We start from the raw sequence: 14,255 nt of genomic DNA, 5'->3' as shown, positions 1-14,255 counted from the left end.
CTGAGCAACCGCCGGATCGGCGCCGAACAGCGCCAGCGCGGCCGGCACGGCCAGGCCCCCCAGAACCGGGAACGGGCGAAGCGTCCTCATCGCGCGCGCACCGCGCCGAAGCCGGCGACCAGGACCGCCTGCCCCGGCCACTCGCTGCGGGGGTCGGCGCCGTCGGGGAGCGGGGTCCACAGGCGGAGGCGTCCGGCGATCTCTCCGGCGTCCGGGCCGTAGGCCGCGGCCCGCCAGTCGCCGAGGAAGGCGTGCGGGACGGGCGGGGCTCCGGGGGCTCCGCCGGGATCCTGCGCGCCGAGGCCGACGGGGCCCGACCAGGCGCCGTCCTCCGCCGGGGCGGCCTCGAGCGCGAGGGCGCGCCAGAGGACGGCCGGGACCGCCTCCGGGTGCAGGCTCTTCGCGTCGAGCGGGGCGAGCACGACGTTCTCGATCCGCCCGGCGAGCCGGGTGCCGCCGCCGGTGCGCTCGAGGGTCAGCGTCACGTCGCCCGCGACCGCGAACCGGCTGCTGTCGGCGAACAGGTGGCCGCTGAGGCGGCCGCGCCACGTTGCGCCGTCCTCCGGGGCGCCGGGGGTCTCGGGGGTCTCGGGGGCGGGCTCGCCGAACGACAGCCCGCCCTTGGTGGCCACGACGCGCTCGGGGAACATCCCGACCGGGGCCACCGCCCACCATCCGTAGCCGGAGTGCGCGAGGCGCCGCCCGCCGCCCGCTTCGCCGGAGAGCGCGAGCGCCACGTCGTGGGTGCCGTCGGGCCAGTGGAGCGGGGGGCAGTCGACGCGGTTGAACGCCTCGGGCCAGGCCGCGTCGTGTCCGGCGTCGGCCCATCCGGAGACGGCGTGCCGGGGTTCGTAGAGGTAGTCGGCGCCGAACGGGTAGCTGGTGTGGAGCCGCAGTTCCCAGCCGCCGCCGGGGGCGGGGCGGAGGAGCGCCTTGGTGGCGGCGCCGGCGCGCGCGAGGACGGCGTCGAAGCGGGCGTCGGCGATCGTGCGCTGCACGGCCTCGGGGTCGCCGCGGTCTCCGGCCATGACGCGGCGGAAGGGCTCGGGGTCGAGATCGGTGTCCGCCATGAGGTCGGTCATGGGCGGCATGTCGGGCCAGGCGGGGGGCGCCTGCGGGTCGCCTCCCGGGGTCCAGCCGCGGCCGGGGTAGTGGGTGAGGTGGGCGGCGGAGACGATGTCGTCCAGGCGCCAGGGCCGCGGGGGGGCCGGGGCCCTGCCGGGGACGTCGCCGGGGCCGCAGCCCTCGACGAGGGGTCCCGCGCCGGTGACCGCGCTTTCCGGCCCGGCCGGCCCCGCCAGCGCCTCGGTGACGGTGACCCGCGCCCGCAGGGCCCGCTGGGGCCACGGGATGGCGGGGCCGCCCGGCCGCTCGACGGCGACGACTTCGAAGTCGTAGTCGCCGTACTCCGGCAGGCCCGCGACGGTGGCCTGGCGGGCGTCGGCCGGGCTGCGCTGGGGCCCGCACGGGACGGCGCCGGAGACGCCGGTCCTGAGGTGGGCCGGGGTGCGGTAGACGCAGGTGAACCCCGCGATGCGGTGGGCGCGGTCCTCGTCGACGGTCCAGGCGAGGGCGACGCCGGCGGGGCCGGCTTCGGCCGTGAGGCCGGTGAGGAGGCGGGGGGTGGGGTCCTGGGCCTGCGCCGGGGTGGGCGTCGTGGTGGCCGCCAGCGTGGCGGTGGCCGCGAGGGCGAGGGCGGTTCTTGCGAGCGGGAGGCCGGTTCTTGCGAGCCGGAGGCCGGTGGCGCGCGGGAGGGCGGCCGTGAGCGAGACGCCGGCCGCGAGCGTGCGCGCCCGCGCGAGGAAGGGGCCCCGTCCGCCGGGCCGCCGGGCACGGGAGTCGGCCCCGGCGGCGGGCGAGTCAGGCCCGGCGGCGTGCATCGAGTGCGCGGCGCCGGCCTCCCCGGGAGGCCCGTCCGCCGGTGGGGCTGCCGTCCTTCCTGTGCCTGCTAGAAGCCGCCCGGCTGCTGGCTGACGCCCAAAATTGGGGGGGGGGGGGGGGGTAGCCTAGGCGGAGCCCAACGGACGCGCCAAACGCCCGCCTACGGCCGCAAATCTGTGTGCCTTCAGATGATCCCGCATCGAGCATATCGAGACGGACCCGCGCCATTTGAAAAGGGACGGACTACATCGGAAAGCACTACTAAATAAGCCTTTACGCGCCCCCCACAACCACCCAAATGGGGGGGTCACCCGAAATGGGGGGTGCCGGGAATGGGGGCTGGCGGCGCGCGGGGGCGGGGTTGCCCGGGGGGCGGATGCGCCGCGCCGCGGGCGGGCTCGCGGGGGGCGTGGAGGGCGGTCGCGGAGGGGCTGATTCGGTGAGGGCGGCGGGCGGCGGCCTCTCAGTGCACAGGGGCTTTTTGGGCGCGGGGAGGTGCTGTTGATGTGCCGTTGAGACCGCGGCGGACGTTGGTGCTACAGCCGGTCAGCTCCGCGGGCGTCCCTCCCGGTGCCGGGGCCGTTACCTTTGAAACCAGCATGCCAGGGTCGATGATGAACACACCATCTCGGGCGGTTCGCGAGACCGGAAGGGCAGCCAACGGTGGCCCCTAAAGCTGACCATCATCAGGTCGTAGGTACCGTGTTCGATGCTCGAGGTGCAGGCATAGATTCTCGCAGCTCATCCGCCTCCGCGTACCGAGACGGTCGACTGGTCGTGTGCCGGTTCGGTTCCGAGGCCGTCCAAGATGCCAATCGCCAGATCGAGGATGCCTTGGACAGGGTCCGAACCGCCGACCGCGGAGCCAGTCCAGCACCCCGGATCACAGACGTGATCAGCGTCCAGGACCTCGAGCGTGAGGCGTTGCACCTGATTCTGGTTCACCGTCTCGACTATCGGCCGGCGTCTGCGCCCGCCATTGGAGGCGTGGTGGTCTTCTCGGAGCCGTCCTACGCAGTGTCTCGGACGGAGAGTGTGCAGCTCGCAACGCCTGCCTACTACCGGGAGCAGGAGGGCTTGAAGTCCGGTATCGGCGACGTTCACGACGGCACTCTGACCAAGGACAGCATTCGCTGGGCCAACACGGTGGTTCCGGGTGGGACGGTGACGGGCTCGACCGTGTCGTTCGCTTCGTCACGCGAACCTTGGGTCTACTGCGCGTCTCACTACCGATGGGACCAAGAACTGCGCCGGTTGAAGGACCATTTCGCCGAGGAGTACGGCTACACCGCGGCAGCCAGGATTAGCGATCCTAACGCCTTCGCGGTTTGGCTCGGCATCGACTTCGCGCGGAACCTCGACAAGGCGACCGACGTCAAGCTCGCATGGCACGACGAGATCGGCTACGCGCTCAGCAGCCACAACGCGAGCCTAGCGCCGGGCTCAAGCCAGATCCACACCGTAGTGCACGTATGCCATGGTCCGGTTCACTACGAAGACAGTTCGGGTTATATCGCGACGCAGGAAGACTGGTTCGACCTGCACGGTGGCCCACGAGCATGGTTCACCAAGAAGCTGCGTTTCGCGAACCAACGGGAATACCGTTTCGCCGTTTCCACTTCCGGCGACCCCGTCGAACCGAGCCACTACATTCGCGTGTCGCCTGAGCTACGCAAGCTTACTTCCGCCCTGTGAGCCTTCGGCGCACTTTCGGCTGCCCGTGCGATTCCCTGACGAAACCGATGGGGCGTTTCCACCTGGCTGCGAACACCGGAGCTGTACCGATCCGACAAACCAACCGGCAGTGCCAGCGGTGACGGACGGGAGGCGGGTGGTTGACAGGCTCGTAACTTTCTCGGTGAGGCTGGACGGTTGCGGGGGGTCCAAGCCTCGCGATTGCGGATGACATCCGAGGAGTTGGGATCAATGTCGGACGACGGGAGGAAGTGGAGTTGGTGGCTCACGCTGGGTGCGCCGCTTCTCGTGACCGTACTTGGCGGCTGGATCCTTGGCGCGTCTGAAGCGCTGCCGGGGTGGATTACGGGTCTCTTTGCGGCGATTCCGCCGCTCGTCTACTGGTTGTTGCTGTGGTCGATCTCGCTCGCCGTCGCGTTCGGAGCCGGCAAGACCGTGGAGCGTGCCCGAGGTGTGAGGAACCGCGACAAGGAGGCCCAGACCGAGACGGAACCGGTCATCGAGACGGAACCGGTCATCGAGACGGAGACAGCCACGGATTTGGAACCGGTCACTCAGGTGGAACCAGTCACGGAGATGGAACCGGAACGGGTCAGGGAGACGGAATGGGTGACAACGACCGAGGCGGCTAGTTTGGTTCGGGAATCCAACTACTGGTCTCGAATCAAACGACGGCACGCGCTCGACTTGCTAGAACAAAAGTACGAAGCCGAGGAGTGGGGCCTGGAAGAGCCCGAGCCGTTTGAGGTCGAGAGCGCCGCTATCGTGCCACCGCGCCATACACCTGACGTTGCCGCCGTACTCCAGCATTATTGGGACGATCGCCCTGCGGGGCGCGATGGCGAGCTATATCATCGCGAAATGCTACGGGACTGGCTTGAGGAACAGGCGCACGAAGTAGTACTGCCAAGCGGGTAACTTGTTCGGCGTCAATGGGATTTCGAGCAGCTTCTCCCCAACCGCCTCCCTAAGCTCGATAGCCGCAAGCCGTTCAGCCTCTGCCCCGGCTTCGGTCGCGTCGAGCGCGATACTCAACCCGCTAGCAAGGGCGAGCGAGGCGAAGGCTTCCGGGGCCGTGAGGCATCCGTCTCCCTCAGTCGAGCTTTGGCGGCATTTCCGATCCCTTCATGGTGGCGTCGAATCGGTAGTGCGCCCTCGTCGTATCTCCTTGGTCCTTCACGTCCCGACGGGCCTTCATGTCAACGCCGCCTCGCCGACCGTCCTTCGCCGCGATGCGCTGGCAGACCTCGTCTTCCGATAGGCGAGGCAGGTTCGGGAAGAGCTTGCACACGAACCGGCCACGTTCACGAGTCGGGGGAAACCCTATCGACGCTCTCCGAACATTGGCGATTGCCTCCTCGAGGATCCGACGATACTCGGCATCCGCGGCCTCACCCGCGAGCTCCTCATCGCACACGCGACACGTGATGCTGGTGACAACCCCGTTCTCTCCCCTTCCACGCAACGCCAAGCCCCCCCCAGCAAGCTGCACAGCGCCCCTTGACCTTCACCTCCTCTTCCGACTCAGTCGGCGGGTCTGAAGGACTGAGCGTAAATTCGAAGTCCTGGGTCCAGGCGACGAACGTGGTGTGCCTGACGAACCTGAAGCGTGTGTCGAGCATGAAGCAAGAACGGCAGATCATGCAGTCCCAGTTGAACTTAGATGATTTCTCGCCGTGAATCACAATCCTCGATCGTCGATTTGCAAGTAGGAGGTCATCGGTTCGAATCCGATCGGCTCCATTGGACTTACGCGATCTGAAGGGGTTGGCGTTCCCGCTATTTGTTCCCGCCAAAATGGAGGCGATCTAGGATGGCTTAAAGCGCCTGGACGATTCCAGCGCGAAGTAGGCTCGATAGCACGACGCGGCGGCCCTGCCAATCCAATCCATCGTCGATGGCCCCGGCCCGGAACGCTCTTCCGGTCAACAACAACTCGATGGTACGTTCAGCGATGCGCGGGAAATCGAGTTCGCGTCCCTGAGACACCAGCACACACCGATCATCTCGAAACTCCATGCGGCTGGCCAAGCCGGGCCGCAGCCGTACGTTGTGATCGGGCAAAGGTGAGAGAAGGCCCTGTGACAAATAGTCGGCGGCTCGAGGCCGAAACGCATCTGCGATCGCATCCCGTTTCGCCGTGAGGACTGCGTCGAGATCGAGGTCCATTTGTGCCAGACGGCGTCGAAGTTCGGTATCGATCTGCTCCCGGTCAAACCCGAACGGTAGCGAATCACGCCACTCGCCCCTCCGCAACGCCAGTTCCGCAAGGCATTCAGCGACGAACTCCACCCAGGTGTAGGGAATCAGTCCCAAGGTAATGTGGAGCGAGGTGTCGTCCCTCGAAGCTGCCGCATGCATGACGCCTCTAGGGATGTAGAGGGCGTCGCCCCCTTCCAGCGTGGTCTCCGATTCGATGCTACCTGCTTCGTGTTCATCTGGATCGAATCGGCGGCCCGCGAGAGGTCTATCCTCACCACCAGAATAAAGCCGCCAGCGCTTGGAACCCTCCACCTGTAACACAAAGACATCATGCGTATCCCAATGCGGCTTGAACCCCTGCGACCGAGGCGGGGTGAGATACACGTTCGTCTGCGTCCGCGCGGCCGCCTGCGCCGATAGGGTCGAACACAGGAGTCGCAGCGGTTCATGGCGGTTCTGAAGGGCATTGAAGATGATAGTTGCACCATCAGCGAACAGCTGCGTTATCCGCATGGGATCCGCCATGCCGCGCCACGCGTAGTCCGACACCCCGATGTCTCGGTCGTGCTGTACGACTCGGATTTCTTCGACGCTCAACCCAAAGCCACCGAGAATCGAGTCCACGACATCAAGCGATAGCAACTCGCCAAACCGTGTCGCATCGCCTCCGCGTATCAGTCTCGTGCTGCGATCAAGGGTCTCGCGGATGAACTCGGAAGCATCCTCACGGAGAATCCAAGACAGCGCATCGGTGGGATGTTGGGTTGCGGAAGCTGGGTCAGTCGGAGTCATTGACAGCCGGTTCGTCCCCAACCCGGACGATGCGATTCGGTACGTCGGAAGGGTCCGCATCCGTGACGGTCACGGTCGTGTCGGCGTCGGAAGGACGAAAGGGATCACTTATTACGCAGCCGGCTCCGGTCACGGCGAGAGTCCACGCCGGAACCGACATGCCAAGAACTCGCATGAACGATCGACGAGGCAAATCCCGAACAGACACGTCATCCGGCGTAATCGTCCGGCGTCGGTTGGGACCACTCATGAGGCCGCCTCCCTTCGTCTTATGGTTACCATGCCCATGCTACCATGGGTTCGGTTGTCGAAACGGCGGCACTATCCCGGTCTCTCTGACAAGTCTCATCCCTTCGCGCAGGGGGCCGCGAGCCGCGCTCACGGCCTCGGCCTTGGCTTGTTCAGAATGGCGGAGCATCGGGTCCTGATGGTCGGTGCGTCCGGATCGCCGGGACCGATCGTCGCCCTGCCGGTCTCCTCACCGTCGACATAGGAGATCAACCAGGCGATGACGGCGCCCGGGGAACGCTCGCACTCGATCTCCGTTCCGTTCTCCTCGCCGTTCACGAACGGTGACTCCAAGACGTCCCCGTTTGTGAACCACCAAGTCCAGATGCCCTGCCGCTGGCCGTTGACGTAGAAGCCCTCCGCAACGTCCCCGTCCGACTCGCGGCCTACCCAGTTCCCGTGCTCCTTGCCGTCAACGTAGGCACCTTCCCAAGTCTGCTGCCCAGCGTCGTAGCGCCAATGAACCCTTCCCGACCCTTGGGCATAGCCAGCGGAACATTCGCCGCTCCATGTAACAGTCGCTCCGGCCCATAGACCCGGGTTCGAGAGATGGCACCCGGGCTGATTGGCTACTTCCATCCAGCACTCGGAGCCCACAGGTTTGCCGGCGCACGTCTCAAGGTCGACCGACGGAGGCGCGGCGGTACTCACGCCACCGCCAAATCGGGAGTCCGGTTGGTCAAGTCGGTCGCCGGCCGGCTCGTCCGCTTCGCTTGCGGCACCGGAGGCCTCGCCCGCGCTGACGCTCCAGCTCTCCGCGACCAGGACGTCGTAGCCGCTCCTGTCGGCGTAGGTCGAGAAACGGGCGTCGAGCCTCGTCGCGTTCTCCTCTGCCGCTTGGGCGCTCGTGCCGTAGCCTACCGCGAACGCCTGGAACCTGGGGTCGTCCGGGTCCAGCGTCAGGTCGCGCCGGATCGCGCCGGTGTACCGGATGACCACGACGTAGCTGTCTCCGGGGTTCGACCAGACGCACGACGCCTCCGCAACGTCCCCCAACTCGGCGACAAGGGACTGCTCCATTCGCTCTCGATCATCGATCGGGACGCCGAGCCGGTAGACCACCGCTACGTCCTCCGTGATGACGCGCCGGACGGGGCCTGAACCCTGGAGGGTCTGCCGGTCGCTCCCCACGCACACGACCGTCGCCGAGGCGGACTGCGCAGCAACCGGCGCAGAACTCGCGAGCAGCAGGAGGCCGGCCAGCAGGGCGGGCACGTACGCACCGCTGAGGGTCTGCGGGTAAAGGGGCATCACCGACATCTCTCCTGCCGTCTCGATTTCGGTGGTCGCACGGTCTTTATGAAGATAGCGCGTTTTTCATAGACCGGACGTGTACAAATGCACGATTTCCATGTCCGTACGGTGTATCGTGCGGAGCGACTCCCGATACGCGCTGTTGAGAAGCCGTTGGAGGACCGGAACCTGCCCGGGTTACGGGTTCTCGCCGGTACCCGGCTCGGCCATGCGGTAGCCTACCGCGCGCTCGGTGAGGATGTATGCGGGGTCGGCCGCGTCATCGCCCAGCTTGTGGCGGAGCTTTCTCACATACGTTCGCACCGGCCCGGGTCTGCCCCCGCCGCGCCGGTTCCACACCTGGCGCAGCAGCGTCTCGTAGGTTACCACGCATCCTGCGTTGCGCGAGAGCACGCTGAGCAGGTCGTACTCCTTGGCGGTCAGCTTGAGCTTGCGGCCCGCCAAGGTCACTCGCCGGCGGTCGTACGAGATCTGGAGTTCGCCCAGTACGAAGGTCTCGGGCTCGAGCCTGCCGCCTGAGCGCCGCGCGCACCCGCGCCGTCAGTTCGGTGGGCGAAAACGGCTTGACGATATAGTCGGCGGCCCCGAGTTCGAGCGCCTTGGCGATGGTCTCGTCGTTGCCGTAGCCGGATATGAAGATCACCGGCAGGTCGGAGAGTTCGGGCACGCGCTTCATCAGCTCGATGCCGTCCGTGCCGGGAAAGATCAGGTCGAGAAGGACGAGATCGGGCCTCTCGGTCTCGAGCAGGTGCGATAGCTCGCGCGGGTCGGCCGTCGCGAGCGGCGTGAAGCCCGCCGCGCCGAGCGCGTCGCGGACGAAGCGCAGCATGTGGGGATCGTCGTCGACCACGAGAACGCGGGCCCGGCCGTCTGGGACGGCCCGCACGCCGCCACCCGCGTGGACGGCCTCGACCGCATCCGCGGCCACCGGGAGCGTGAAAGTGAAGCGCGCACCGAGGCCCGGGCCCCCGCTCTCGGCCCTGATGCGGCCGCCGTGCGCCTCGACGAGACCCTTGCAGATCGCCAGGCCGAGCCCGGTGCCTCCCATGAGGCCGGGGCGCCTGCTGAAGAGGCGCGGTAGCTCGTCGGGCGGGATCCCCCGGCCCTCGTCGCTGATCGAGATCGCGACGTGCATGCCGTCGCGCGTCGCCTCGACCCGGATCGGCGATGTCTCGGGCGCGTGGCGGGCCGCGTTCGACAACAGGTTGTTCAGCACCTGCTCGATGCGCTCGCGGTCGGCCATCGCGCCGGGAAGATCCTGCGGCAGGTCGACGAGCACGGGGTTCCGGCTCCCGCCGCTCAGGAATGTCGTGCGGGCCCGGTCGACGAGCGCGGTCACGCTTGTCGGCTCAGGCGCCACCGTGAGCGTGCCCGCCTCGATGCTCCCCGCGTCCAGCAGGTTCGCGACGAGGCCCCGCATGTGGTTCGCCTGCCCGTTGATGAGGCGGAAGAACTGGACCATCTCCGCCCGGGACGCGGGCGGCGAGGCCTCGAGCACGGTCCCGGCCGAACCCTTGATCGAGGCGAGCGGCGCGCGCAGTTCGTGGCTCACCATCCTCAGGAAGTCCGCCCGCTGACGCTCCAGTTCCTCGAACGGAGCCAGATCCTGCATCGTGACGACGACCGAGATGACCTCGCCGGAGTCTTCGGCATGGAGCGGCGTGACGTTGATCAGCATCCGGACGCTCCGACCGTCGGGCACTGAGAGCTCGATCTCTTCGGACCGCACCCCCGTGGCGCTCTCGAGGTACCGGGCCAGCGGTATGTCCGCCAGCGAGAACTCGCTCCCGTCCTCCCGCCGGCACGTCATCACTTCCAAGAGCTGCTCCGGGGGGGAGCCCGGCGTGCGGATCGCCTCGACGATGCGGTGCGCCTCGCGGTTGACCGACGCCATTCGGCCGGTTCCGGGCTCGAACACCACCACGCCAACCGGCGAGGTCTGGACCAGGGCCTGAAGGTCTGCCCGTGCGCGCTCCACGGCGCGGTGCGTGCGCGCGTTCGCGATCGCAGCCGCGGCCTGCGAGGCGAACAGCACCATGATCTCCTCGTCTTCGTCCGTGAACGTCTCTCCGTTCTCCTTATCGCCCAAGAAGAAGTGGCCGAGATGCTCGCCCCGGTGATGCATCGGAGCGCCCTGCAGCGTCTTCGTGAACCACGGAGCCACGGGAAGGTCCAGGGAGGTCAGGTAGCCGGGAACATCCGCCCGGCGGAACGGTTCGGAAAGGTCCCGAAGATGCTCGAAGAACCGGGGGCCTTCGGGCCACGCCACCAGCTCCTGGAGCACTTCCGGCGTGAAACCGGAGGTCAGGAAGTCCACGAGCCGGCCGCGTCCGTCGATCGTCGTGATGATGCCCTTGCGGCTGCCGGTCAGCGCCCGTGCGCTGTCGATGACCTCTTGGAGCACCGTGTCCAGATCAAGGCTCGAGCTGATACGCAGCACCGCACCGCTCAGCCGGGCGAACCGGCCTTTGAGCGCTCGGTTCTCGCGCCTGAGGTCTTCGACGCCGCTCATCGGTTCCCTCCGCCCGGGAAATGGTGGAATCTGCATGAATACATCCTATCGACATGAAAATAGCGACGTCGTACACGTTTTGTCCATGTAAAATGCTTTATCTTTATCCGGCACCGGGGTTTTGGCTGGATAAGCCTGTCGAATCTGATTCGCGCCGGCATCACCGAAACTGTTGACCACCAAAATCGCTGACCGCCCAGTACAGGACGAACCCACGAAATGCAAGAAGGCATGCTGGAGGGACGCTTCCTTCGCGCGACCATCGGCATCCTGGGGGTCGTGGCGTGTGGGGAGTCCGCTCCCACGCAGCCGCCTCGCCCCCCGCCGCCCCCGCCCCCACTTCCGGTCGCGACGTCCATCACGGTTTCTCCGCCCACCGTCACCCTGGGACGCGGAGGGATCCTTCGCCTCACTGCAGCCGTCAGCGACCAGTACGGCCGACCATTCAGCGGTGCCACAGTGACTTGGGAGTCGAACGACCCGGCCACCGCCACTGTCGACACTACGGGGCTGGTCACCGGGGTGGCGAGCGGAGAGACGACCATCTTGGTCACGGCCGGCTCGGCCACAGCGATGGCGGCCGTGACCGTCGAGGATCGTCTGGCGGACCGGATCCTCCTCATCGCGCTTTATGAGGCGACGAACGGCCCGGCGTGGACAAACCGACGCAATTGGGCAAGTAACCGGCCCCTCTCGGAATGGTACGGGGTCGTGGTGAACGCGGACCGCCGGGTTACGGGACTCGTGCTAAGCCAGAACGGGCTTGGCGGCCGGACCCCACCGGAGCTTGGGAACCTGTCAAGCCTCGAACGGCTGTGGTTGGGCTCCAACAACCTGACGGGTCCACTGCCGGTCGAGCTGGGCCAACTCTCGAGCCTTCAGAGTCTGGCGCTCGACCGCAACGAGCTGACGGGTTCGATACCGGCCGAATTGGGAGTCCTTTCCAACCTCGAAGAACTGCGGCTCGATGGCAACGAGCTGACGGGCTCGATTCCGCCGGAGCTTGGGAACCTGTCAAGCCTCGAACGGCTGTGGTTGAGTTCCAACAACCTGACGGGTCCACTGCCGGTCGAGCTGGGCCAACTCTCGAGCCTTCAGAGTCTGGCGCTCGACCGCAACGAGCTGACGGGTTCGATACCGGCCGAATTGGGAGTCCTTTCCAACCTCGAAGAACTGCGGCTCGATGGCAACGAGCTGACGGGCTCGATTCCGCCGGAGCTTGGGAACCTGTCAAGCCTCGAACGGCTGTGGTTGAGTTCCAACAACCTGACGGGTCCACTGCCGGTCGAGCTGGGCCAACTCTCGAGCCTTCACAATCTGGCGCTCGCCGGCAACGGCCTGACGGGCTCGATTCCACCGGAGTTTGGAGGCCTCTCCAGCCTCGAACGGCTGTGGTTGAGCTTCAACGACCTTACGGGTCCGATTCCGCCCGAATTGGGCGGTCTCTCCAGCCTCCGCGATCTGGCGCTGAACTACAACAGCCTGACGGGCTCAATACCGGCTGAACTGGGTGTCCTATCCGCCCTCGAAGAACTGCGGCTCGATGGCAACGACTTGACGGGTCCGATCCCGCCCGAACTGGGCGGTCTCTCCAGCCTCCGCGATCTGGCGCTGAACTACAACAGCCTGACGGGCTCAATACCGGCTGAACTGGGTGTCCTATCCGCCCTCGAAGAACTGCGGCTCGATGGCAACGACTTGACGGGTCCGATCCCGCCCGAACTGGGTGACCTCTCCAACCTTGAAGGGTTGCGGCTCGACGACAACGACCTCGAGGGTGCCCTCCCCTCGGAGCTGGGTCAGCTTCGGTCCTTGACGCGATTGCTGCTGCACCAGAACGCCCTTAGCGGGTCAGTCACCGGCGACCTGGGAAACCTGACCTCTCTCCAAGTCCTTTCGCTGTCGCGCAACGCCCTGTCCGGTCCACTTCCCGCGGAGCTATCCGGTCTCGTTCAGCTACAGGAACTGAGGTTGAATGCCAACCCCGAACTTTCCGGGTTCCTTCCGACCGACCTCAAGGACCTTGGAAACCTGACCACGCTCCTCGCTGAGGGCACGTCCCTGTGCGCTCCCGCAGATGGGGACTTTCTGGCTTGGCTAGGTAAGCTCCAGCACCATCGCGTGGCTCGCTGCCAGAATGACGTCGCGACGGCATATCTAGTACAGGCGGTGCAGTCCCGCGACTTCCCCGTACCCCTGGTTGCGAACCGGCCGGCGCTACTCCGCGTGTTCCCAACCGCTCCGGACGGCGAATCCGTGGATTTTCCGGCCGTGCGCGCGAGGTTCTACCTGGACGGAGAGGAGGCCTACACCGCGGACATCCCAAGTCCGGGCGGCACGGTGCCGGCCGAAGCGGGGGAGGGCAGCCTTCATGCGTCGGCGAACGCCACGATTCCAGCCGCAGTATTGCAGCCGGGCTTGGAACTCGTCGTTGAGATCGACCCCGATGAGACGCTCGGCGCCACGGTCGGCATAGCCAGGCGGATCCCGGAAAGCGGGCGTCAGGCGATCGATGTCAGAAAGGTGCCTCCGCTTCACCTCACTTTCCTGCCGGTCCTTCGGCCAGGACAGGAGGAAAGCGGGTTCCTGGAGCGCGTCGCCGAACTTTCGGCAGACGATGCCATGTTTTGGCCGACTCGGTTCTGGTTGCCAGTCGCGGAGTTTACGCTGGACGTACGCGAGACCTTCTTCACTTCCGCAGCCACCGGTTCGGAGCTCCTTCGCGAAATCGAGGCCATTCGAGTGATGGAAGGCGGGCCGGGATACTACATGGGGGGGCTGCCCTCATCTCTCACGGTCGATCTCGGGGTCGGCGGTCTGGCGATCCGGCCCGGTCGGAGCAGTCTATCGCACCTCGACTCCACGACTGTGGCGCATGAACTCGGGCACAACATGATCCTCCGGCATGCCCCCTGCGGTGGCGCGAACCTCACGGATCCAGACTTTCCAGATCGGGCCGGCAGGATCGGCGCCTGGGGGTTCGACCCCACCCGCTTCGCGCTCATCTCTCCCGAGACCGCAGACCTAATGAGCGCCTGCGACCCAAGCTGGATCAGTCCGTTCGGCTTCGGTCAGGCCCTCGACCACCGCACTCCGGGAGAGCCGGGCGCAGCGGGGCGCGCCGAACGAACCCTACTGGTCTGGGGCGGCACCGATGCCGCTGGGGTGCCTTTCCTCGACCCGGCGTTCGCCGTTGACGCTCCCCCAACGCTCCCCCGGTCGGAGGGGCCCTACACTCTGACGGGCCGGGCTGCCGCCGGAGAGGAACTATTCTCGATCAACTTCGACATGCAGGAGGTGGCGCACGGCGACGGAGGAGCGAGCTTCGTCTTCGCTCTCCCGGTGCCTCTCGCGTGGGCGGATCGACTCAAGGCGATCGAACTGTCCGCGCCCGGAGGTGCCGCGACGCTGGACCGGACAGGTGGTCCGACCGTGGCCATTCTTCGTGATCCCCGGACCGGCCGGGTGCGAGGGATCCTGCGAGACCTCGGCCGCGACGGTGACCGCCTCGGCAGCCTCGCCGGTGTCGCGGCCGCCTCCGCCATCGCCTCGGCGCTGCCGGAGGCGGCAGGACTCGAAATTCTCGTATCGTCCGGCCTGCATTCCAGGAGCTTTCGGCGCTAGATCGTAA

Annotated in this window: 7 protein-coding genes and 1 pseudogene; 3 read left to right on the top strand and 5 right to left on the bottom strand. The window is 66.7% G+C overall.

The genetic code is table 11. The features are described from left to right. Positions 1–86: 86 nt before the first annotated feature. On the bottom strand, positions 87–1,880 hold the full coding sequence (locus ACOGI9_RS04140; protein ID WP_419858623.1) for a hypothetical protein: 1,794 nt from the start codon (positions 1,878–1,880) through the stop codon (positions 87–89). Between the two features lie 892 nt (positions 1,881–2,772). Between ACOGI9_RS04140 and ACOGI9_RS04135 the strand changes: the two genes are divergently transcribed. Together ACOGI9_RS04135 and ACOGI9_RS04130 are read left to right on the top strand one after the other, a co-directional pair. Next, positions 2,773–3,576, top strand: coding sequence for a hypothetical protein (locus tag ACOGI9_RS04135; RefSeq protein ID WP_419858622.1), 804 nt, complete (start codon positions 2,773–2,775; stop codon positions 3,574–3,576). 231 nt (positions 3,577–3,807) lie between these two features. Continuing rightward, positions 3,808–4,494 carry a hypothetical protein gene (locus ACOGI9_RS04130; RefSeq protein ID WP_419858621.1) on the top strand — a complete coding sequence of 229 codons (687 nt, stop codon included), beginning with the start codon at positions 3,808–3,810 and terminating at the stop codon, positions 4,492–4,494. Positions 4,495–5,394: 900 nt separating this feature from the next. On the opposite strand, the gene ACOGI9_RS04125 is transcribed toward ACOGI9_RS04130, so the two are convergent. From ACOGI9_RS04125 to ACOGI9_RS04110, 4 genes and pseudogenes are all read right to left on the bottom strand, one after another. Further along, positions 5,395–6,402 carry a cupin domain-containing protein gene (locus ACOGI9_RS04125; protein WP_419858620.1) on the bottom strand — a complete coding sequence of 336 codons (1,008 nt, stop codon included), beginning with the start codon at positions 6,400–6,402 and terminating at the stop codon, positions 5,395–5,397. Between the two features lie 546 nt (positions 6,403–6,948). Then, positions 6,949–8,118, bottom strand: coding sequence for a toxin-antitoxin system YwqK family antitoxin (locus ACOGI9_RS04120; protein WP_419858619.1), 1,170 nt, complete (start codon positions 8,116–8,118; stop codon positions 6,949–6,951). A gap of 171 nt (positions 8,119–8,289) precedes the next feature. Further along, the gene (locus tag ACOGI9_RS04115) at positions 8,290–8,505 is read right to left on the bottom strand and encodes a winged helix-turn-helix domain-containing protein (protein WP_419858618.1); all 216 of its coding nucleotides are present in this window, start codon (positions 8,503–8,505) and stop codon (positions 8,290–8,292) included. Positions 8,506–8,650: 145 nt separating this feature from the next. Then, a pseudogene (locus tag ACOGI9_RS04110) lies at positions 8,651–10,624 on the bottom strand (ATP-binding protein); the annotation flags it as partial. Positions 10,625–10,843: 219 nt separating this feature from the next. Here ACOGI9_RS04110 and ACOGI9_RS04105 point away from each other — a divergent pair. Further along, positions 10,844–14,248, top strand: coding sequence for a leucine-rich repeat domain-containing protein (locus ACOGI9_RS04105; protein WP_419858617.1), 3,405 nt, complete (start codon positions 10,844–10,846; stop codon positions 14,246–14,248). Positions 14,249–14,255: the final 7 nt, after the last annotated feature.

The sequence above is a fragment of the Candidatus Palauibacter irciniicola genome, assembly GCF_965208695.1.
Taxonomy (GTDB): domain Bacteria; phylum Gemmatimonadota; class Gemmatimonadetes; order Palauibacterales; family Palauibacteraceae; genus Palauibacter; species Palauibacter irciniicola.
This window is presented reverse-complemented; position numbering and strand designations above follow the sequence as displayed.